General features: G+C 66.0%; 18 protein-coding genes. 11 read left to right on the forward strand and 7 right to left on the reverse strand.

From position 1 onward, the window contains the following. The first annotated feature begins 37 nt into the window (after positions 1–37). The 5 genes from ACOJCM_RS14390 (at position 38) to ACOJCM_RS14410 (ending at position 7,280) form a co-directional block, all read left to right on the forward strand. Entirely contained in the window at positions 38–1,291 is a 1,254-nt protein-coding gene (locus ACOJCM_RS14390; RefSeq protein WP_445212748.1) for an efflux RND transporter periplasmic adaptor subunit, read from the forward strand. Beyond that, the gene (locus tag ACOJCM_RS14395) at positions 1,288–4,395 is read left to right on the forward strand and encodes an efflux RND transporter permease subunit (RefSeq protein ID WP_445212749.1); all 3,108 of its coding nucleotides are present in this window, start codon (positions 1,288–1,290) and stop codon (positions 4,393–4,395) included. The genes ACOJCM_RS14390 and ACOJCM_RS14395 overlap by 4 nt, the downstream gene beginning before the upstream one ends. Further along, positions 4,392–5,816: an ATP-binding protein gene (locus ACOJCM_RS14400; RefSeq protein WP_445212750.1), complete on the forward strand. Its 1,425-nt coding sequence runs from the start codon at positions 4,392–4,394 to the stop codon at positions 5,814–5,816. The genes ACOJCM_RS14395 and ACOJCM_RS14400 overlap by 4 nt, the downstream gene beginning before the upstream one ends. A gap of 12 nt (positions 5,817–5,828) precedes the next feature. Next, positions 5,829–6,548 carry a response regulator gene (locus ACOJCM_RS14405; RefSeq protein ID WP_445212751.1) on the forward strand — a complete coding sequence of 240 codons (720 nt, stop codon included), beginning with the start codon at positions 5,829–5,831 and terminating at the stop codon, positions 6,546–6,548. Between the two features lie 87 nt (positions 6,549–6,635). Continuing rightward, the gene (locus ACOJCM_RS14410; protein WP_445212752.1) at positions 6,636–7,280 is read left to right on the forward strand and encodes a hypothetical protein; all 645 of its coding nucleotides are present in this window, start codon (positions 6,636–6,638) and stop codon (positions 7,278–7,280) included. A gap of 80 nt (positions 7,281–7,360) precedes the next feature. Here ACOJCM_RS14410 and ACOJCM_RS14415 read toward each other — a convergent pair whose 3' ends face one another. From ACOJCM_RS14415 to ACOJCM_RS14425, 3 genes are all read right to left on the reverse strand, one after another. Then, a complete protein-coding gene (locus ACOJCM_RS14415; RefSeq protein ID WP_445212753.1) occupies positions 7,361–8,680 on the reverse strand; it encodes a TRAP transporter large permease in 1,320 nt (439 codons plus the stop codon). Positions 8,681–8,682: 2 nt separating this feature from the next. Then, the gene (locus ACOJCM_RS14420; protein WP_445212754.1) at positions 8,683–9,273 is read right to left on the reverse strand and encodes a TRAP transporter small permease subunit; all 591 of its coding nucleotides are present in this window, start codon (positions 9,271–9,273) and stop codon (positions 8,683–8,685) included. A gap of 117 nt (positions 9,274–9,390) precedes the next feature. Beyond that, positions 9,391–10,587: a TRAP transporter substrate-binding protein gene (locus tag ACOJCM_RS14425; RefSeq protein WP_445212755.1), complete on the reverse strand. Its 1,197-nt coding sequence runs from the start codon at positions 10,585–10,587 to the stop codon at positions 9,391–9,393. A 467-nt stretch (positions 10,588–11,054) separates the two neighbouring features. Here ACOJCM_RS14425 and betT point away from each other — a divergent pair, with 467 nt between their 5' ends. The 3 genes from betT to ACOJCM_RS14440 all read left to right on the forward strand — a co-directional run bounded on the left by betT (position 11,055) and on the right by ACOJCM_RS14440 (position 15,997). Next, positions 11,055–13,103, forward strand: a complete 2,049-nt coding sequence (gene betT, locus ACOJCM_RS14430) for a choline BCCT transporter BetT (RefSeq protein ID WP_445212756.1) — start codon at positions 11,055–11,057, stop codon at positions 13,101–13,103. A gap of 139 nt (positions 13,104–13,242) precedes the next feature. After that, complete coding sequence (gene dauA, locus ACOJCM_RS14435; protein ID WP_445212757.1) at positions 13,243–14,982, forward strand: C4-dicarboxylic acid transporter DauA; 1,740 nt, start codon at positions 13,243–13,245, stop codon at positions 14,980–14,982. 217 nt (positions 14,983–15,199) lie between these two features. Further along, positions 15,200–15,997 carry an ion transporter gene (locus ACOJCM_RS14440; protein WP_445212758.1) on the forward strand — a complete coding sequence of 266 codons (798 nt, stop codon included), beginning with the start codon at positions 15,200–15,202 and terminating at the stop codon, positions 15,995–15,997. Positions 15,998–16,055: 58 nt separating this feature from the next. Here the strand turns inward: ACOJCM_RS14440 and ACOJCM_RS14445 are convergent, their stop codons facing one another. From ACOJCM_RS14445 to ACOJCM_RS14455, 3 genes are all read right to left on the reverse strand, one after another. After that, a complete protein-coding gene (locus ACOJCM_RS14445; RefSeq protein ID WP_445212798.1) occupies positions 16,056–16,475 on the reverse strand; it encodes a secondary thiamine-phosphate synthase enzyme YjbQ in 420 nt (139 codons plus the stop codon). A gap of 99 nt (positions 16,476–16,574) precedes the next feature. Next, positions 16,575–17,057 (reverse strand): cupin domain-containing protein, encoded by a 483-nt coding sequence (locus tag ACOJCM_RS14450; protein ID WP_445212759.1) that lies wholly within the window; start codon positions 17,055–17,057, stop codon positions 16,575–16,577. 46 nt (positions 17,058–17,103) lie between these two features. After that, positions 17,104–17,895 carry a methyltransferase domain-containing protein gene (locus tag ACOJCM_RS14455; RefSeq protein WP_445212760.1) on the reverse strand — a complete coding sequence of 264 codons (792 nt, stop codon included), beginning with the start codon at positions 17,893–17,895 and terminating at the stop codon, positions 17,104–17,106. Between the two features lie 251 nt (positions 17,896–18,146). On the opposite strand from ACOJCM_RS14455, the gene ACOJCM_RS14460 reads away from it, so the two are divergent. Genes ACOJCM_RS14460 through ACOJCM_RS14470 form a run of 3 tightly spaced genes read left to right on the forward strand, consistent with a single transcriptional unit; the run spans position 18,147 to position 20,260 of the window. Continuing rightward, positions 18,147–18,770: a sigma-70 family RNA polymerase sigma factor gene (locus tag ACOJCM_RS14460; protein ID WP_445212761.1), complete on the forward strand. Its 624-nt coding sequence runs from the start codon at positions 18,147–18,149 to the stop codon at positions 18,768–18,770. Further along, positions 18,767–19,030, forward strand: coding sequence for an anti-sigma factor family protein (locus ACOJCM_RS14465; RefSeq protein ID WP_445212762.1), 264 nt, complete (start codon positions 18,767–18,769; stop codon positions 19,028–19,030). Before ACOJCM_RS14460 ends, ACOJCM_RS14465 begins: the two co-directional genes overlap by 4 nt. A gap of 12 nt (positions 19,031–19,042) precedes the next feature. After that, positions 19,043–20,260 (forward strand): MerC family mercury resistance protein, encoded by a 1,218-nt coding sequence (locus ACOJCM_RS14470; protein WP_445212763.1) that lies wholly within the window; start codon positions 19,043–19,045, stop codon positions 20,258–20,260. A 28-nt stretch (positions 20,261–20,288) separates the two neighbouring features. Here ACOJCM_RS14470 and ACOJCM_RS14475 read toward each other — a convergent pair whose 3' ends face one another. Then, complete coding sequence (locus ACOJCM_RS14475; RefSeq protein ID WP_445212764.1) at positions 20,289–20,894, reverse strand: methyltransferase domain-containing protein; 606 nt, start codon at positions 20,892–20,894, stop codon at positions 20,289–20,291. Position 20,895 lies beyond the last annotated feature (1 nt).

A 20,895-nucleotide genomic window follows, 5' to 3' on the forward strand; every position in this document is an offset into this window, starting at 1 on the left:
CCATCCTGCTCGAGCCTCCAGTCGCCGCGAGCCTTCGATGTCTGCCACCAATAACAGAGTCACCTTCCCTCCAGGCGGCGCCGTCGCTTATCAGCGCGGCCGCGTCTCCCTCGGTGCCCTGCTTGCCGTGCTGGTTCTGGCTGCGGCAGCGGCCGGCGCCTGGTGGCTGGTCTCGCAGCCGCCACGCATCGAGCGCCGCGCGCCGGTGGAGACACCGGCCCCGCTGGTCGACACGGTACTGGTTCAGCGTCAGGCCGCCGCCCCGGAATTGCACGGCTTCGGCCGGGTCATTGCCGAGCGCGAGGCGCGCCTGGCCAGCCGGGTCGCCGGGGAGCTGGTCGAGTTTACCGCCGAGGCCCTGCCCGGCCGCGTGGTGGAGGCCGGCACCCCTGTCGCGCGACTCGACGATGCCGACCTGCGCCTGGCCTTGCGCGAAGCGGAGGCGGCGCTGGCACAGGCCGAAGCAGCGCTGGCCATGGAGCGCGGCGAACAGCAGCGCGCCGAAGCCGAATACCGCAGCTTCGGCCGTGAGCTTACCGCCGAGCGCCGCGCGCTGGTGCTGCGCCAGCCGCAGCTGCGACAGGCCGAAGCCGAGCTGGAGCGAGCTCGAGCCGCTCGCGACCGGGCCCGGCTGGAACTCGAGCGGACCACTCTCCTCGCCCCCTGGCGCGGCATGGTACAGGCGCGCCTGTTGGGCGCGGGCAGTAGCGTCGCCAACGGCACCGAAATCGTTCACCTTGTCGACGTTTCCCGCTTCTGGGTGCGCGTCTCGCTGCCCAGCGAGGCGTTGGGCTGGCTCACGGTCGCCGATGCCGACGGTCCCGGTAGTTCGGTACGCCTGTCGACGCGCACCTGGGCCGCTGGAGAAAACCGTCACGGGGAAGTGATCGCCACCCTTCCCGCCCTGGAGGAGCAGGGACTTCAGGCCCAGCTGCTGGTGGCGGTCGACGACCCGCTGGGCCTGGAGAGCGACGCGCCGGCCCTGCGCCTGGGCGACATGGTGCGCCTGTCATTCGATACCCGCCCCCGCGAGGGGCTGATCGTCCTGCCTGCCGCCGCCCTGCGTCCTGGCGATCAGGTCTGGGTGCTGGACGAGGAGGAGCGCCTGCGCCGACGCCAAGTGGAGGTGGTGCACCGCGGTGAGGCGCAGGTGCTGGTCGACACCGGCCTCGAGCAAGGGGAACGGGTGGTCGTCTCGCCGCTCGGCCAGCCGCGCGAAGGCATGACCCTGCGGCCACGCATTGCCGACGACGAGCGTCCTGCCGGGGAGTATCTGGAGTCACGCTCATGATGCGCCGTGGCCCTATCGCCTGGATGGTGCATCACGGCGTCGCGCCCAACTTGCTGATGGTGCTGCTGATCGTCGGCGGTCTGTTGGCATCGCTTGCGATCAAGAAGGAGGTCTTTCCGGAGTTCGAACTCGAAATCGTGCATGTGGCGATCGGCTATCCCGGGGCGACGCCGGAGGAAGTCGAGCGCAGCCTGCTGCTGCCCATGGAGGCGGCCCTGGCCGATGTCGACGGTATCGACGAGATGACCGCCACCGCCAACGAGGGGGCCGGGCGCGTTTCCCTCAGCCTGATCGACGGCGTCGACGTGATGCGCGCCTACCAGGAGATCCAGCAGGCCATCAATGCCATCACCCACCTGCCCGCCGCCGCCGACCCGCCACGCTTCAGCCTCGCCGGTCGTGCACGTAGCGTGATGAGCCTGCAACTGCACGGCTGGGTAGACGAGCGACTGCTGCACGACGTGGCCGAGCACCTGCGCGCCGAGCTGCAAGCCGCCCCCGGCATCTCGCGTGTCGAGCTTGCCGATAGCCGCGAACGCGAAATCCAGGTGCTGCTCGACGAGGAGGCGATGCGCCGGCATGGCCTCGATCACCGCAGCCTGGCGACACGCATCGCCGACGAGGCTTTGGATCTCGCCAGCGGCCGGTTGACCACTGCCGAAGGCGAGTGGCTCGTACGTTACCAGGGCCGGCGGGACGGGACCCGCGAGTTCGCCGAGCTGCCGCTGCTGGGTACCGCTGACGGCGGCCAGCTGCGCCTGGGCGACATCGCCCGGGTCGTCGACGGTTTCGCCGAGAGCGACCGGGAGGTGCTGTTCAACGGCGCACCGGCGCTGAGCCTGGAGGTCTACCAAATCGGCAACCAGACACCGATCGGCATTTCCGATGCCGTGCAGGCCCAGCTCGATCGACTGCGCGCCGGCCTGCCGGAAGGCATCAGCCTGAGCGTCTCGCAGGACAGCTCCGAGATCTACCGTGACCGTCTCGACCTGTTGCTCAAGAACGCCTGGCTGGGCCTGGCGCTGGTGATGGTCCTGATGGCCCTGTTCCTCGAGGCGCGCCTGGCACTCTGGGTCACGCTGGGCATTCCTACCGCCTTCCTCGGTGCCATGCTGTTCCTGCCCTGGCTCGGCGTGTCGATCAACATGATGTCCATGTTCGCTTTCATCATCGCGCTGGGTATCGTGGTCGATGACGCCATCATGGTCGGCGAGAACATCCACAGCTACCGCGAACAGGGCCATTCGCTGCGCGAGGCCGCCGTCCGCGGTGCCCGCGAGATGGCGATGCCGATCACCTTTGCCATTCTCTCCAACATCGTCGCCTTCCTGCCGCTGCTGTTTCTGCCGGGCTTTCTCGGCATGATCTTCGCGGTGGTGCCGCTGGTAGTGGTTACGGTGTTCCTGGTGTCGTGGCTGGAGGCGCTATTCATCCTGCCCGCTCACCTGGCGCATCGCGCCGGCGGACGCCAGCCGAGCCCCTGGTTCAGACCCCTGGACCGCCTGCGACGCGCCATGCAGGATGGGCTTGCCCACTTCACCCAGCAGCGCTTCGAGCCCTTCCTGCAGCGTGCCCTCGACCAGCGGATGTTCAGCGTGAGCCTGGCCGTGGCCGTGCTGGCCCTGGCCATCGCCTGGAGCCTGAGTGGCCGCATGGGGTTCTCGCTGATGCCCCGCGTGGAATCCGACCGGGTGCAGGCCACGGTGACCCTGCCGGTGGGCAGCCCCATCGCCGAGGATCGGCACATTCGCGACCGGCTGCTGGATGCCGCCACGACGCTTGCCCAGCGCGACAACGGCCCGCGCTTCACCGACACCCGAGCGCAGATCGACGGCGATCGACTGAATGTGCGGCTGACCATCGCCCGAGACAGCCTCGCAGACTGGTCGCCTTCACGGGTGGCGCGGGCATGGCGCGAAGAGACCGGCGACGTCCTCGGCGTCCAGGCGGTGCGCTTCGAATCGGACTTCGGTGGCCCGGGCGCCGGCGCCGGCCTCACGCTGCGCCTGTCTCACCCCGACAGCCGCGCACTCGAGGCCGCCGCGACCCGGCTCGCCGACGAGCTGGCCGCCCTCGAAGGGCTGACCGATATCGACAGCGGCCTGGCTGACGGCAAGCCGCAGCTCGAACTGCGCTTGTCGCAGGAGGGTCGCGCGCTGGGCCTCACCGGCGCCGATCTCGCCGCTCAGCTACGCGGCCCGCTGCAGGGGGCCACGGCCATCGAGCAATTCGTCGGTCGTCACGAAATCAGCGTTGCGGTGCGCCTGCCGAGCGAGGAGCGCGACAGCCTGGGACACCTCTACCAATTGCCGATTCGTACCGCGGACGGTCTGGAGGTGCCGCTCTCGCGGATCGCCGAGGTCCACCTCGGCCATGCCGCCACGACACTGGAGCGACTCGACGGCCGGCGCCAGATCAGTGTTACTGCCGATACCGACGGCGACGCAAGGATCAACCAGGTGCTGGCGACGCTGCAGGCGGATGTCTTTCCCGCCCTGCAGGCTGCCTGGCCGGGGCTCGAGCTGACCCTCGGCGGTCGCCAGCAGGAGACGACCGAGAACGTCTCGGCGCTGGGCCAGGCCACCTGGCTCACCTTGATCGCGCTTTACGCCCTGCTGGCGATTCCGTTTCGCAGCTACCTGCAACCGCTGCTGGTGCTGGCGGCGATTCCCTTCGGCATCATCGGTGCCATGGCCGGCCATGCCTTGATGGGCTTCGGCCTGTCGGTAATCAGTCTGATGGGCATGCTGGCGCTCTCCGGCGTGGTGATCAACGACGCCCTGGTGCTGATCGACTACGCGAACCGTCGCCGGCGCGAAGGCTTCGGTGCCCGCGAGGCGATCGTCGCCGCAGCGACCCGCCGCCTGCGCCCGATCCTGATGACCACCATGACCACGTTCCTGGGTCTTGCGCCGATGATCTTCGAGACCTCACGCCAGGCGCGCTTCATGATCCCGATGGCCATCTCGCTGGGCTTCGGGATGCTGTTCGCCACCCTGATCCTGCTGATACTGGTACCCTGCCTCTATCTGATGCTGGAAGGCCTGCGCGAACGATGGGGACACCCGACCCACGCCGAACCCACTCAGGAGCCGACACGATGAGGTCTCGCCTGCCGCGCCCCCGCTTCTCGCACCTGGGCGTCAAGCTGTTCGTCATCATACTGTCGGTCAACGTGGTGATCGCGGGGTTGGTGTTCCTGGCCGTCTCTCGCAGCCTCGATCGTGGCTTCCTCGAATACCTCGAGACCACCCAAACCCATCGCGCCGAAACCCTGGCCGATGGGCTGGGTCAGGAGTGGGCACGCCACGGCGGCTGGGAGTGGTTGCGCGGCTCGCCGCGCACCTGGGAGCGGGTGGTACGCCAGCAACTGTGGCCCGGCGAGCGACCGCCCCACGGCATCGAACGCCGCCTGGGCGATGCCAGGGAGTTCGTGCTGCACGACGCCGAGGGCCGGCAGGTCATCGGACCACCGCCCCACGAGCGCGATGGGGACGAGGCACTGCGCTGGCTGCCTATCGTGTACCGGGACCAGCAGGTCGGCACCCTCGGCTACCGGCCTCCCGAGCAGCTGATGGCGCGCATGGACCGCATCTTCCTGTCGCGCCAGCAGCGCAACCTGGGCATCATCGTCGCCGCCCTGGGCCTGGCATCGCTGCTGCTGGCAGGCGGCCTGGCCTGGTGGCTGGGCAGGAGGACGCGCAGCATGGCACTGGCGACACGCCGCCTGATCGAAGGCGACTACAGCGCGCGGCTGCCGGAGCGCGGTCGCGACGAACTGGCGCGCCTGGCCCGCGACTTCAACACGCTGGCGGCAACGCTGGAAGCCAGCCGAGAAGCGCGCAGCCGCTGGGTTTCCGACATCGCCCACGAGCTGCGTACGCCGCTGGCCGTGCTGCGTGGCGAGATCGAAGCCATGCAGGACGGCATCCGTCCGTTGAACGAGGACAACCTGCATTCGCTCTCCCAGGAGGTCGGTCAACTCGAACGGCTGGTGGCCGACCTGCGCCTGCTGTCGCAAAGCGATGCCGGCGCGCTCGAGGTACAGCTGGCGCCCCTTGACCTGGCGGCAAGCCTGACCTCGCGTCTAGAAGAAGCCGGCGGTTGGCTCGCAGACTGCGGTATGACGCTCTCCCCTTCGATTCAGGGGCCAGCCTGGATCCGCGGCGACGCCCGGCGGCTGCGCCAGCTCTGGACTAACCTGCTCGACAACAGCTGTGCCTATACCACTGCCCCGGGCAGGCTGGAGGTCAAGCTGGACACGTTGGCGGATCGCGTGCGGGTGATCTGGCAGGACAGCGCCCCGGGCGTACCCGAGGCCGCGCTAGGCCGGCTCACCGAGCGGCTTTACCGCGTCGAGGGCTCGCGCAGCCGTGCCAGCGGCGGCAGCGGCCTTGGGCTCTCCATCGCCAGCGCCCTGGTCAAGAGCCACGGCGGCACCATGCAGGCCTCACCCTCCCCCTTGGGTGGGTTATGTTGGACCCTAGAGTTTCCGGCCCTGGCAGCCGACGAGCGAACCCCATGAGGAAAGGCGCCCATGCACGACTCCGAAGCCCCACGTGACACCCTGCTGATCGTCGAGGACGAGCCCAAGATCGCGCGGCTGGTCGCCGACTACCTGGAGGGCAGCGGCTACGCCACCCGGCATATCGATCACGGCGACCAGGTTCTGCCCTGGCTGCAGGAGCGCAGCACCGCCGAGCAGCTGCCGGCGCTGGTACTGCTCGACCTGATGCTGCCCGGCACCGACGGCCTTACCCTGTGTCGCGAGATACGCCAGCGCTGGCCCGGCATTGCCATCATCATGCTCACGGCACGGGTCGAGGAGGTCGATCGCCTGCTGGGCCTGGAACTCGGTGCCGACGACTACATTTGCAAGCCCTTCAGCCCGCGCGAGGTGGTGGCCCGGGTCAAGGCGGTACTGCGCCGCAGCCAGGCGTTGCACGACCCCGCCGCGGCCACCGGAAGCCAGCTCACGCTGGACGACGAGGGCTGGCGGGCTCTGGCCGACGGCTACGACCTCGGCCTCACCGCGGTGGAGTACCAGCTGCTCAAGGTGATGATGCAGGCCCCCGGGCGTATCTTCTCACGCGACCAGCTGATGGATCGCATGTACCGTGACCACCGCATCGTCTCCGAGCGCACCGTCGACAGCCACGTCAAGAAACTGCGGCGCAAGATCAGCGACGTCTGGCCCGAACGCGAGATCATCCGCTCTGTCTATGGGGTGGGATACAAGTACCAGCCCGAAGAGTGACCTTGCTTCTTTCACGATTACTGCAAGTTGGTTGCACAGGGCCGTACGACACTGCACGCATCAACCCAACGCCAAGGAGTGACTTTCATGCGTCGTAACGCTACCCGGAAACTGCTGATGCCCGCCCTGCTCGCCGTGGCCATCGCGCCCCTGTCGCTGGCTGCCGTCGCCGCGCCCAGCGAGAGCCAGGGCGACTGGCAGGAACAGCGCCAGGAACGCTTCGAAGAGCGCCGCCAGGCCCTGTTCGAGCGTGCCGGCCTCGACGAGGAGACCCGCAGCGCCCTGGAAGAGGCCCATAGTGAACACATGCAGGCGCTGCGCGAGCTGCACGAGCAGCACCGCGAGCGCATGGATGACATCCTCGACGAGGAGCAGCGCGAAGCCCTGCGCGAGGCCAAGCGGGAAATGCGCGAGGAGAGGCACGGCGAGCACGGCGAACAACGTCGCCAGAACATGCAGGAGCGGCTGACCACCCTGGTCGACAGCTGGGAACTCTCCGACGAGGAGCGCGAGCGGCTGACCGAGCTTCGCGAATCCCTGTATGCCGACGTGCAGGAACTGCGCGAACAGGAGTTCGACTCCCGCGAGGCGCGTCGCGAGGCGTGGCAGTCACTGCGCGAAGCGCATCGCGAGGCACTCGGCGAAGTTCTCACCGACGAACAGATCGCCGCTCTCGAGGCCTTCATGCAGCCCCGCCATCACAAGGGTCATGGCAAGCATCACCGCGGTTGATCGCGACGCAACGCTCGTAATGGCATCGGGCCCGGCTTGCGCCGGGCCCGATGCGTTTCGCCGCTTCTTGCCGTCATGCCTCAGTTGTAGAGCACGCCCGGCAACCAGAACACGATGCCGGGCACCAGGTAGAGGATGATCATGGCCACGAAGACCAGCAGCAGGAACGGGGCGATACCGATGAAGATATCGCCCAGTTGGATCCCCTTGGGCGCGATGCCCTTGAGGTAGAAGGCCGACATCGCCATGGGCGGCGTGAGGAACGATGTCTGGATGTTGAGTGCCACCAGCACGCCGAAGAACAGCGGGTCGATGCCGAACATGTGGAGCAGCGGGAGGAAGATCGGCACGAAGATGATGATGATCTCGGTCCATTCCAGCGGCCAGCCGAGCAGGAAGATCATCAGCTGCGCCAGTAGCAGGAACTGCAGCGGCGTCAGCGACAGCCCGCTGATCCAGTGCTCGATCAGCGAGTGACCGTCGAGCAGCGAGAACACCGACGAGAAGATCCATGAGCCGACGAACAACCAGCACACCATCGCACTGGTGCGGGCGGTAAGGAACACGGCTTCGCGCAGCCGGGTAAAGGTCAACTGGCGGTAGGCGGCGGCCAGCAGGATGGCTCCCAGCGCGCCGATGCCGGCGGCCTCATGCGGGGTGGCCAAGCCGAAGAGAATGGCACCGAGTACCGCCATGATCAGCACGAACAGCGGTACGAAGGAGGTCAACAGGCCCCAGTAGACCTCGTTGCGTGGGACGTCGAGACTTTCTGGCGGCAGCTTGGGTGCCACCTGGGGATGCACCATGGCCCGGCCCATCACGTAGAGGATGTAGAGCCCCGCCAGCAGCAGTCCGGGAATCAGGGCGGCGGCATACAGGCGCACCACCGAGACCCCCGCCATGGCACCGTAGAGAATCAGCATGATGCTTGGCGGTATCAGGATACCGAGACAGCCCCCCGCACAGATCACTCCGCTCGACAGACGCTTGTCGTAGCCGGCCTTTAGCATCGCCGGCAGCGCGAGCAGCCCCATCAGCGTCACCACGGCCCCGACAATGCCGGTGGCAGTGGCGAACAGCGCACAGGTAATCAGGCTCGCCACCGCCAGCGAGGCCGGCATGCCGCGCGCAGCCAGCTGCAGGCTGCCGAACAGTCGGTCCAGGATGTTGGCCCTTTCCACCATGTAACCCATGAACAGGAACAGTGGCACGGCAATGAGCACATCGTTGGACATGACCCCATAGGCGCGCTGCACCAGCAGGGGGAAGATGATGTCGCAGATGGCGAAGTAGCCGAAGCCGATGCCCATGGCAATCAGCGTGAAGGCAATGGGGAAGCCGAGCATGATCAGGATGACCAGCATGCCCAGCATCAGGATTCCGATTTCCGGTTCGCTCATGGCTACTTGTCTCCCGACTCTTGCTGGGCGGCCTTGATTTCAGCCTCCTTGTTGACCGGTATGGCGATCTCCTCGACGTCCCCCAGCCGCCGTGGCCACTTGCCGTGCCTGAGGCAATGGAAGCAGCGCACCACCTCGGCCATGCCTTGTATGACCAGCAGTACACCGCAGGCGGGGATGACGAATTTGTAAGGCCAGATGGGCGGTCCGCCCGGCGTGAAGGAGCTATGCTCGTTCTGCCGGAAGGAAGCGGCGAAGAAATCCCAGCCGCTCCAGACCAGGGCCAGGATGCCGGGATAGAAGAACAGGAGATAGAGCGCCAACTCGATGCCCGCCTGCCAGCGCGGCGAGAAATAACGCGACACCACATCGGCGCGGACGTGAGCGTTGTGAGCCAGTGCGTAGGCCCCGCTCATCATGAACAGCGTACCGTAGAGCATGTAGCTGGTGTCGTAGGCCCAGGTCGTTGGCGACCCCAGGGCATAGCGCATGAAGACCTCGTAACTCACCACGAAGGTCAGGATCAGGATCGACCAGGCGAAGACCTTACCCACCCACGTGCTGAGATGGTCGATGAAGAAGACGAAACGCATGATCACCTCTCACCACCCCTGCTTGACCCGACTGGGCAACGCAGGGCGGAACAGAACCCCGGCCACGTCCTGTACCGGGGCAACAGGGTTGTCCGGGCCCACTGGGGGCCCGGCGACTCACAGAATGGTCGAGGTGTCGGTAGGCGACCTGCCGTAGAAGTGCTGGAAGGCAGGCTCCTTGGGGGTGTTGTTCTCCAGATGGAAGCCAACGACGCGTTCGCAGTACTCGCGCTGGTGATCGACGACTTTCTTGAAGAATTCGTCCTGGGACTCGTTCTCGATCACCTTGTCCCACGCATCGAGCTGCGCCTGAAGCACGGAATCGGGCGTGATGTAGGTCTGTACGCCCTGCTCTTCGCGCATGGCCTGGAGGTCCCGCGGGTAGCGCTCCATGGCCTTCCAGTACATCTCGGAAGAAGCCGCCTTGGCAGCGTATTGCAGGATGGCCTGGAATTCCTCGGGCAGGCTGTCGTGCTTGTTTTTGTTGAAGATGATCTCGAAGGCCTCGCAATCCTGATGGTAGCTGCGCAGCATCCAGGTCTTGCTGACATCGGGGAAGCCAAGCAGGCGATCCGAGGAAGGGTTGTTGAACTCGGCACCGTCGAGCAGGCCGCGATCCATGGCCGGCACGATGTCGCCGCCCCCCATGATGGTCACTGCCGCGCCGAACTCGCGCATCAGGTCGGCCCCCAGGCCCACGGTACGGTACTTGAGCCCGCGGAGGTCGTCGGCACTGGTAATCGGCTCCTTGAACCAGCCCAGCGCCTGGGTCGGCATGGGGCCGGTCTGGTAGCCGACAAGAGGCAGCTCGAGATTGGCCAGCAGTTCGTTGTAGAGCTCCATGCCGCCGCCTGTCCAGAACCAGGCCAGGAACTGATGGGCATCCCAGCCAAACGGTGGTGGCGTGCCGAACAGAGAGAAAGCCTTGTGCTTGCCGTACCAGTAGGCCGTTACGCCGTGGCCACCGTCGAGCGCACCGGAAATGACGGCGTCCTGCAGCTGCAGCGCGCCCACCACGGCACCGGCCGGCAGCAGGTTCAGACGCAGGCGTCCGCCCGACATCTCGTTGACGATGCGGACATAGTCGGCGGCAAATTCATGGAAGATGTCCTGATTGGGCCAGGTGCTCTGAAAGCGCAGCGTCGTGGTCTGAGCCACGGCAATGCTGGGAAAGCCGACCGCGGCTGCGGCACCGGCCCCCACGGCGGCTGCCGAACCGGTAAGGAAACGGCGGCGCGAGGTGTTGGTGGACTTGCTGTCGCTGACGCTTTGCCCTTCGGCCTGAGCCGCGGGCGTGTTCTTGTCTTTAGCCATCAGATACTCCGGAAGTTTTTATCGTTGTACTTCTCGCTGCCCTGACCGGAGCTGGCCGGTCGCGCAGTCATCCCGAATAGCCTCCCTGCCCGTACCGGCATGCGTGCACCTTCCCTGACGTGATGTCGGTTACATCAGATATAGCTGGCAGAGCGATAGGCGCAAGCCGACTTTGGTCCGTTTCGTTAACGCTGTCGGCCGATCTGTTAACGCAGGGTTGAAGGGGATGGGGAAAGGGCGTATTTTGTTTGAACGTTCATTCAAAAATAAAAGCGCCTTCCCGCCATGAGTCGTCAGCTCTGACATCCTCCCTGATGCCAAAGCGCCTCCGTCTCGACGACCGGCGACAGGTCAGGTCCGCACCTCGGGCAGTCACAGGTGTGCTTTCGATTGCGAGCAGCAATCCTCAGCGCGTCTCCTCAGGACTCGGCGGGAAGGTTCACACATTCGGAAAGGAGATCGCCTGCATGGCGCAGAACCTACCCCTGAACGAGCGACGCGACCGGCTCAACACCGTGGTGTTCCACGGCTCGGTGGCCGGCATTCTGGTTTTCCTCGTTCTCACCATGACCTTTACCGAAGAGGCAGGCGCCTTCTTCGACGCCGGCCTGGCCTGGGTCAGCGAAACCTTCGGCTGGTACTACATGCTGGCGGTCGTCGCCTATCTGGTCTTCGTGATTGGCATCGGCATGTCGCGCTACGGCCGCATCCGCCTCGGCCCCGACCACTCACGGCCGGAGTTCTCGACACTCTCCTGGGCGTCGATGTTGTTCGCCGCCGGCATCGGCATCGACCTGCTGTTCTTCAGCGTCGCCGAGCCGGTGGCTCACTACCTGGCGCCCCCGGATCTCGAGCCCGAGAGCCAGGCAGCGATGCGCAACGCCGTGGTTCAGACCTTCATGCATTGGGGGCTCTCCGGCTGGGGGCTCTACGTGCTGATGGGCATGTCGCTGGCCTACTTCAGCTACCGCCACCGCCTGCCGCTAGCCATCCGCAGTGCACTCTATCCGTTGCTGGGCAAGCGCATCCACGGACCCATCGGCAACGCCGTGGACATCACCGCGGTGATCTCCACCGTGTTCGGCATCGCCACCAGCCTCGGCATCGGCGTCATGCAGCTCAACTATGGGCTCAACTACATGTTCGGCGTGCCCGAGAGCCTCTCGGTGCAGGTGATCCTGATCGTGCTGGTCGTGGTGCTTGCCACTATCTCGGTGGTCAGCGGCGTCGAGAAAGGCATCCGCCGGCTGTCGGAGTTCAACATGCTGCTGGCACTGGTACTGCTGCTGTTCGTGCTGTTCCAGGGCCAGACGCTGAAACTGCTCGACATGGCGGTCAATAATGCCGGGGATTATCTTTCGAGCTTCGTGGCCAAGAGCTTCGACACCTATGCCTTCGCCGGCGAGGCGGCCAACGAGTGGAAGATGTGGTGGACCATCTTCTTCTGGGGCTGGTGGATCGCCTGGACGCCGTTTGTCGGCCTGTTCCTGGCCCGGATCTCGCGGGGACGCACCATCCGTCAGTTCGTGGCCGGCGCCCTGTTCATCCCGCTGGCCTTCATGATGGTGTGGATGTCGGTGTTCGGGAACAGCGGCATCGAGCTGGTCGCCAACCAGGGCGTGACCGAGCTCGGCCAGCAGGCGCTCGAAACGCCCCAGACCACCATGTATACGCTGCTCGAATACTATCCCTGGGCCAGCATCACTGCCGCCGTGGTGACCATCCTCGGCATCGTGTTCTTCATTACCTCGGCCGATTCCGGCGCCCTGGTCCTGGCGAACTTCACCTCGATCCTGTCCGACGTGAACCACGACGCACCGATCCGGCTGCGTATCTTCTGGTCGGCGGTGATCGGGTTGATCACCGTGGCCCTGCTGATGGCCGGCGGCCTGGCGGCGCTGCAGAGTGCCGTGGTCATCACCGCCCTGCCCTTTTCACTGGTGATCTTCGCCATCATGGTGGGCATGTTCAAGGCGCTCAAGCTCGAGGGCAGTAAGGCCGAGGCACGCCGTCATATTGCCGGCACCGCCCCGGGCGGGGACTGGCGCGAGCGTCTCGACCGGGCCCTGGACGTCTCCAACCGCGCGGGAGCTGCCGCCACCATCGAGCATGCCATTCGCCCGGCACTGACCCAGTTCGCCCAGGAGCTGGAGAGCCGCGGCCAGGAAGCCAGCGTGAGCGAAGCGCCGCTCGAGGGCGAATCCCTCCCCTGCCTGACCCTGCAGGTGGATCTGGAGAATTCGGCAAGCTTCGTCTATCAGGTTTACCCGCATCGCATGCGCACGCCCAGCTTCCTGCCGGTGGATGACGACTACTACGTACGGCTCGACGTCTACCTGGCAGAAGGCGGCCAGGAGAAGGACCTCAACGGCTTCACCCGTGGCCAGGTGATCGCCGACGTGCTCTCGGAGTACGAGCGCCATCTGCACTTCCTGGCTCTGGCCGGACAGGGCGGCAATGTACAGGCCATGCCGGGCGCGGTGGGCGAACCCCCGGCGGATGCCAGCCCGGCCTGACGGAACTCGTCTCGTCTCGTAGCGGCGGTGCCTTAGGGCACCGCCGCTTTTTTTATGCGTTAAGCACAATGGACCGCTTGTGGCGGCCCAATCGGCAGGAGTAACGTAATTGTTACTTTGCTTATCTTCCGGTACGGCCATGTCCCGCTCACGTCGCGCTTTCCCCCATCGTCCACCATGGCCCGGCAGCGCCCTGCGGGCGGCTTGGCGCCAAGGCTACGGCCTGGTCGAGCTCAAACGCGACCTGCTGGCCGGCTTGACCATCGGTATCGTCGCGGTGCCGCTCTCAATGGCGTTGGCCATCGCCACCGGCGTACCACCGCAGCACGGCCTGTACACCGCTATCGTGGCAGGGGCCATCATCGCGCTCACGGGTGGGTCGCGCTTCAACATCTCCGGACCCACCGCTGCCTTCGTGGTGATCCTGTTTCCCATCGTTGCCAGCTACGGCCTCGGCGGCCTGATGATCGCCACGCTGATGGCGGGATTGATTCTGGTAACCCTGGGCCTCGCACGCCTGGGTAACTTGATCCAATTCGTGCCCTACCCCGTGGTCCTCGGTTTCACTGCCGGCATCGCTGCCGTCATCGCCCTGCTGCAATTGCCCGACTTCCTCGGGCTCGAGGGCGTTGCGCTCGGCGACAGCACACTGCACAACCTGGCCAACATCGCGCGAGCCCTCCCCTCGCTGGCCCTGCCCGAGCTCGGTATCGGACTGGTCACCTTGGCCACGCTGATCCTGTGGCCGCGGCTGAAGCTGCCGCTGCCGGCCCCTCTGGCAGGCCTGGCAGTAGGCACGCTGGCAGCGCTGGCCGTCGCACCACTGGGCGTGGAGATCGACACCATTGCCTCGCGCTTCGCCTGGGAGCATAACGGCCAGGCCGGTAGCGGCATTCCGCCCTTCGCCCCAGGTCTGGTACTACCTTGGCAACTGCCGGGGCCAGGTGGCACGTCGCTTAGTCTCGATTTCACCCTGATCCGCGAGCTGCTTGGCCCCGCGTTGGCCATCGCCATGCTGGGGGCGATCGAGTCACTGCTCTGTGCCGTGGTGGCCGACGGACTGACCCGCACCCGTCACGACCCCAATGCCGAGCTGATCGGACAAGGGCTCGGCAACATCGTCGCGCCTTTCTTCGGCGGCATTACCGCCACGGCGGCACTGGCACGTACCGCCACCAATATACGAAGCGGCGCCTTTTCGCCGATTGCCGCCGTCATTCACTCGGTAGTGGTTCTGCTGGCCGTGGTGGCGCTTGCCGGCGTACTTGCCCGGGTGCCGATGGCCGCGCTGGCCGCCCTGCTGTTCGTGATCGCTTGGAACATGAGCGAAGCACGCCACTTCGTGTACACCCTAAGGAGCGCGCCGGGCAGCGACGTGGCAATTCTGGTGATCTGTTTTCTGCTGACGGTGGTGTTCGACATGGTGTTGGCAGTGGCGGTGGGTATCGGCCTCGCCGCGGCGCTCTTCATCCGCCGCATGGCCCATCTGACCCACGCTCGACGCGTCGACCCCGCTACTGACGACACGTGTCGTGATCTGCCGCCTCAGGTAGCGCTTTATGACGTCAACGGCCCCCTGTTCTTCGGCGCGGCGGAGAAGGCGGTCTCTTCGCTGCGCGTGGTGGACCCCGAGGTGCGTGTAGTCATGCTCGACATGCGTGATGTGCCGAGCCTTGATGCCACAGCTATCGTCGCCCTGCGGTCACTCGTCGAGGAGCTGCGTGCACGCCGGGTGGGCCTGATCTTCATCGGCATGCCGGCGCGCATGGTGCTCAAGCTCAGGCGCGCCGGTGTTAGGCGACAGGCTGGCAGCCTAGCCGCCGTGCGTCACGTGTCTCGGGCCAAACAGCTGGCACTGCAATGGCTGGGAGTGCCCTAACGTCATCGCCGCCCAGCGCGGCAGAAGCGTGCCACAGACGGCCATGAGAGCCGAAGGGGACCTGCTACCTTTGATATGAGGCTGACAAGCACCGACCCCAGGAGGCCAAGCATGCCAGGGCAGATCAGTGAAGCCCCCCGCCAGGAACGAATCGCCGCCATCCCGCCCGTAGGCAGGCCCCTACCGGGCTACCGCAACGAAAAGAAGCGTACACATCATGCAGGATGACGAACGCTCGCGGACCCGACGGGCCATCGATGCAGAGCGGCTGGAGCTGCTCGAACAGCTACAGGACTGGCTCGAGTGGCCCATGCTGGTGTTGGCTTTCCTGTGGCTGACGCTATTCGTGGTGGAGACGCTCTGGGGTCTTAGCCCGCTGCTGGAACTGCTGGGCTACGTGATATGGGGCATCTTCGTGCTCGAGAGCGTTCTGGGCTTCGTGCTCGCACCGAGCAAGGTGGTCTATCTGCGACGTAACTGGCTGAAGGTGATCTCGCTGCTGGCACCTGCCCTGCGCACGCTGCGCATCGTCGGCCTGGTGCGCCTCTCGCGCGCTTCGCGTCTCGCCGGCATGTCGCGCGGCCTGCGCCTGTTGCGCCTGCTCAGCTCCCTCAACCGCGGCATGCGTGCGTTGGGCAAGAGCATGGAGCGGCGAGGCCTCGGCTACGTGATACTCCTGACGCTGATCATCACTCTGGTTGGAGCGGCAGGCATGTACGGCTTCGAGCGCGAAGGGATGGACAGCTATGGCGAAGCCGTATGGTGGACGGTCATGATCCTGGTGACGATGGGCACGGACTATTGGCCTCACACGGTAGAAGGACGCACCCTGTGCCTCTTCCTCGCTCTCTACGGCTTCGGCGTGTTCGGCTACGTGACGGCCACCTTGGCCACCTTCTTCATCGGGCGCGATGCCGAGGCCCCCGACACGGAAACCGTGGGACGCACCGACATCCGGGCCTTACGCGAGGAGATCGCCACCCTGCGCGACGAACTGCGCCAACGCAATGAATGAAGCGCATCGCCGGATAGCGTCACGCGTCGCCCACCCGCCCCGTCCGACCCCCACCTGTCTACTCGCCCTGTAGCGTGGCGATCAGCCGCCGCGCACCGCCGTGCTCGCGATGTTCACCGAGCCAGATACCTTGCCAGGTACCCAGCGCCAGACGCCCATCGCGCACGGCGAGGGTGAGCTGGGTGCCGAGCAGGCTGGCACAGACGTGGGCCGGCATGTCGTCGGGCCCTTCCAGAGTGTGGCGAAAATAGGGCAGATCGCCCGGGATGCGCTCGCGCAGGAAGGCGTCGAGGTCGTGACGCACGTCCGGGTCGGCGTTCTCGTTGAGGGTCAGCGATGCCGACGTATGCAGCAACTGCAGGTGCAGCAGACCTACTTCCGTCTTGCGCAGCTCGGCAACGGCCGAAACCACCTCGTCGGTGATCAGGTGAAAGCCGCGTGAGCGCGGCGTCAGGCGCAGTTCCTGCTGGTGCCACATGGCGATTTCCTCGTCTCGGGGTGAATATTCGCTCATGCTAGCGGGCCACGCCTTGGGTGCAAGTGAGCCGCGCGGCTTGCCACCGCGCGGCCCCGGTGCTCACTGGCGCGGGTCGTCCGACGGCTCGACGTACTCGATGCCCCACGGGCCGGTACCGTGCAGCTGGATGATGGTCTCCCCTTCGGCATAGCCGAACATGGCATCCCCAGGCGACATGATGGCATAGCCCCCCACCGGCAAGGCGTGGGTGGCCTCGCGCTCGAATTCCTCGCCATGGGCGAAGTGCAGGGTGCCTTCAAGCACCGTCACCCGCTCATAGGCCGGATGCACGTGAGGCCGGATTTCGTAGCCGTCCTCCATCCGCAGGCGAAGGGTGAAGGGCGCTTCGGCCGAGAGATCACCCTCGATGACCGCGATTTCGGCACCCTCGCCCATGGAGGCGACCGGCCCCCATTCGAGTTCGTCGGGTGTGCCGATCAGGTGGCCATCCCCCTGGTAAGGCTCCGCCCAGACCCCGGTGGACACAGTGCCCAGCACCAGGGTCAGCAGGGTGGCACTGAGGGAAGTGGTGATGCGTTTCATGATGGCTCCTCCTTCGTTACAGGCGGTGTAAGCCAGTCCTCGCCGATCAGCGCTTGATCGCCAGCAGCGAGATGCTCTTGACGCCATAGGTGGCGCTGGCGCCCTGGGCCGAGTCGGTCAGGAAGCGGTATTCCGGGTGCTCACGCCAGGTTTCGATATCAAGGCCGGCTGCCTCGATCGCCGCGCGATAGGCGTCCTGCTGCAGCGCGCCACCGATACATGCGGCCCATAGGGTGGCGTTGCACGAGACGCTCTCCGGCAGCGCCCTTTCGGTGACGATATCGGCCAGCGCCAGGCGCCCACCGGGACGCAGGACGCGAGACGCCTCGGCGAAGACTCGCGGCTTGTCGGCCGACAGGTTTACCACGCCGTTGCTGATCACCACGTCGATGCTGCCATCGGCAAAGGGCGGCGACTCAATGTAGCCCGCATGGAACGTCACCTGGTCGAAACCCGCCTCGCGCGCCAGTCGCTCGGCCTTCTCGCGTTGGGCCACCGTCATGTCGAGCCCCAGCACCTGGCCGCCGCTTCCCACTGCCAGGGCTGCCAGCAGGCTGTCCATCCCCGACCCGCTGCCCAGATCGAGCACCGTCTCGCCGGGCTGAATCGCGGCCAGGTCGAGAAAATGGCCGACACCGGCGAAGGAGTCGATGGCGGCGGCGGGAATACGATCCAGGGCGCCAGGGTCGTAGCCCAGCCGTTCCGCCAGGGCGCGGCCCATCTCGAAGTGAAACGCCCCCTGCGGCGCCTCGGCCACGTCGCGATACATCGCCTTGACGCGCGCTTCGAGCTCCTGTCGATCCACGCCGGTGGCCTGGAGTTTTGCTGTCACGGTCATGTTGTCTTCCTCCTCGGCTGGTTGACACGACACCAGGCGGTGCCGTGTGCGCCAGGACGCAACGCGAGGGCAAAGAGTTCCCGCCGGGAACCGAAAACGTCATTGCTGCGTCCCTGCCATGCCTGCCGCTTGCCCAGTGAGGGTGAGCGGACCATGCTCGAAGAGGTGTCGCCATGTCGCTGGCCGATCCGTTGCTTGACCGTTCGAGGTCGCAACCACGCGCCCGATACCGGGACGCCACGGGGGCGTTCATGCATTTCGACGAAGCCGCCAACCGGCGGGAATGGTTCGAGCAGCGCCTGGCACCGCTCATGGACCGTCTCTACGGGACGGCGCTGCGACTCACCCGTCACCCCGCCGATGCCGAGGACATCGTTGCCGAGGCGGTCATCAAGGCCTGGACGCAGCTCGACCGGCTGCGCGATGCCCAGCGCTTCGAGGGCTGGATGTTTCATATTCTCACCAACACCTATCTCAGCGAATGGCGACGACGCCGCTGTCGCCCGCAGGCAACCGATGGCGCAGCCGCCGAACCCGCCGAGCTGGATAGCGCCAGCTTCACGCTGTTCCAGCAGCTGCACCAGCCCTTCCTGCTGTGGTGGGGCAGCCTCGAAGACCAATTCTTCAACGGCCTGTTGCATGAAGACCTGGAACGAGCGCTGGACGCACTTCCCGACGCCTACCGGGTCGCGATTGTCCTGGTCGAGGTGCAGGGCTATACGTATGAGGAGGTCGCGAGTCTGCTGGGTATTCCGTTGGGTACCGTGCGCTCGCGCCTGAGTCGGGCTCGCTCCCACTTGCAGCAAACGCTGTGGGAGCAGGCCAGGGAAGCCGGCTTGGTTTCCGGGCAAGGTACGGGAGGGGCACAGGAATGAATCCGAGAGCCCTGAGCTGCGAAGAGGCCATCGAGCGTCTCTTCGACTACCTCGACCGTGAACTCGAGCCGCGAGAGGCGGCGGAGGTCGAAAGACACCTCGAGCGCTGCCGCGACTGTTTCACACGCGCCGAATTCGAACGACGGCTACGGGCCAGGGTGGCGGCCACCGGCACGGCGAAGGCACCGCCACGGCTGCATCAGCGCATCCGGACACTGCTCGACCGCTACGACGAGTCAACACCACCCGCTGACCCGTGAGGAGAGCGCCTCATGGTGGCAATACTCGGATATTCACGCCCGCAAATCCTGGCGGCTGTGCAGCACATGTACACGATCGTGGCGAAGGCACCGGATTCGCCCTTCCATTTCCCTGTGGGTGACGAGGCCAGCCGACGCCTGGGCTACTCTCCCGAACATCTCGCACCGCTGCCGGCCGACGTTCGCGAGGCCTTCGCCGGGGTCGGCTGTCCCTTTCGCGCCGATGCCATCCGCCGTGGCGACCGGGTACTGGACGTCGGCGCCGGGGCCGGTGGCGATGCCATCATTGCGCATCACCTGGCAGGTCCCCAGGGACGTGTCATCGCGCTGGATCTCACCGCGGCCATGACGCGCCGGCTGCGACAGGCCACGCAGCGGCACGCCATCGATCGGCTCGGCGTAATGCAAGGCTCCGCCGAACAATTGCCGCTGCCCGATGCCAGCATCGACAGTATCACCAGCAATGGCGCGCTCAATCTGGTGCCGGACAAGCGCCGTGCCGTGGCCGAGATGTTCCGCGTGCTCAAACCGCACGGGCGCGTGCAGCTGGCCGATGTGGTGATCCATCGTCCGGTGTCGGTAGATTGCCACGACGACCCCCGTCTATGGGTCGAATGCGTGGTGGGCGCCACGGTGAAGGAGGAGCTGGTGGCGCTCTTCGAGGAAGCCGGCTTTGAAGAGGTGAAGGTGGTCGGCACCCACGACTACTTCGCCCTGAGCCCAAGCGCGCAGACCCGTGAGATAGCCGCCGGCTTCGGCGCGCATTCGGTCGAGATCGGCATGCGCCGTGGTGCCGCGAAACCCTCCCCACTCTTGCGTTGGGGCCATCGCCTCGATCCGCGGCGTTGGCTGCGGTTGTGGTATCGCCGCGGCCTGCTCGGCATGCTGGCCTTCCTGCTTGCCCTGGCGAGCTGCTACGGCACCCTGGCACTGGTCGCCCTGCTGCCTCTGCTGGGAGTTCACCTCGCACTGGACGAGGGGCTCTGGGCCGGAGTCATCGCTGGCTTCGTGCTGGTCACCCTGGTGGCCGTGGCCAGCGGCGTACGACGATATGGTGCCTATTGGCCCGCCCTGCTGGCAGCGGGAGGCAGCGCACTGGTGCTGCATGCCCTGTTCATCGACTACCGGGTAGTGGGGGAGTTAGCCGGTTTCCTGCTGCTGCTGGCGGGTGCGGCCTGGGATCTCGTGCTGCGCCGGCGACATGAGGCGAGCCTCCTGGGCCTGACATGAGCGGCCATGACGCTCGGCTCGGCATGGTTCATCGCTTGAAAACGGCCAGGTGCGTTGGCTGGCCCAGCTCGGGATGCCATTCGCCGAATCCCGAGAGAGTGACCCGATAGCCGTTGCGATGGGCAACGCCGCGAGCCCAGTCACGAAAGCGATCCCGCGACCATTCGAAGCGGTGGTCGGGATCGCGGAACTCGCCGCGGGCCAGTCCGAACAAGGGGTTGTAGTCGTGGTTGGGGGTCGTCAGTACGAGCAGGCCGGGGCGCAATGTGCCAAAGACACTCCGCTCCACTTGCGACAGGGAACCCGGCGGCACGTGTTCGATGGTCTCGACCATGGCGGCCGCTTCGAAGCCCATGAGTACCGCATGGGGTTCCGTATAGGAGCCACACACCAGCGTGAGCCTTTCGCGCCGAGCGGCTGGCAGGCGTTCCAGGCGCAGCTTCGCCTGTGCGAGCAATTCCCCGGAAAGTTCCAGCCCCGCCACCTTATCGAACTGAGGCTCAGGCAGCAGGAACTGCAGCAAGCCGCCCGAGCCACAGCCGAGATCGAGGACACGGCGCGCTCCGCTGCTCTTGAGTAGCGCCGCCACGTGCTGCAGCCGCTCCTGATGCAGGTCGAGTCCATCCCGCGCCATT

The organism is Billgrantia hypersalina (assembly GCF_052584175.1).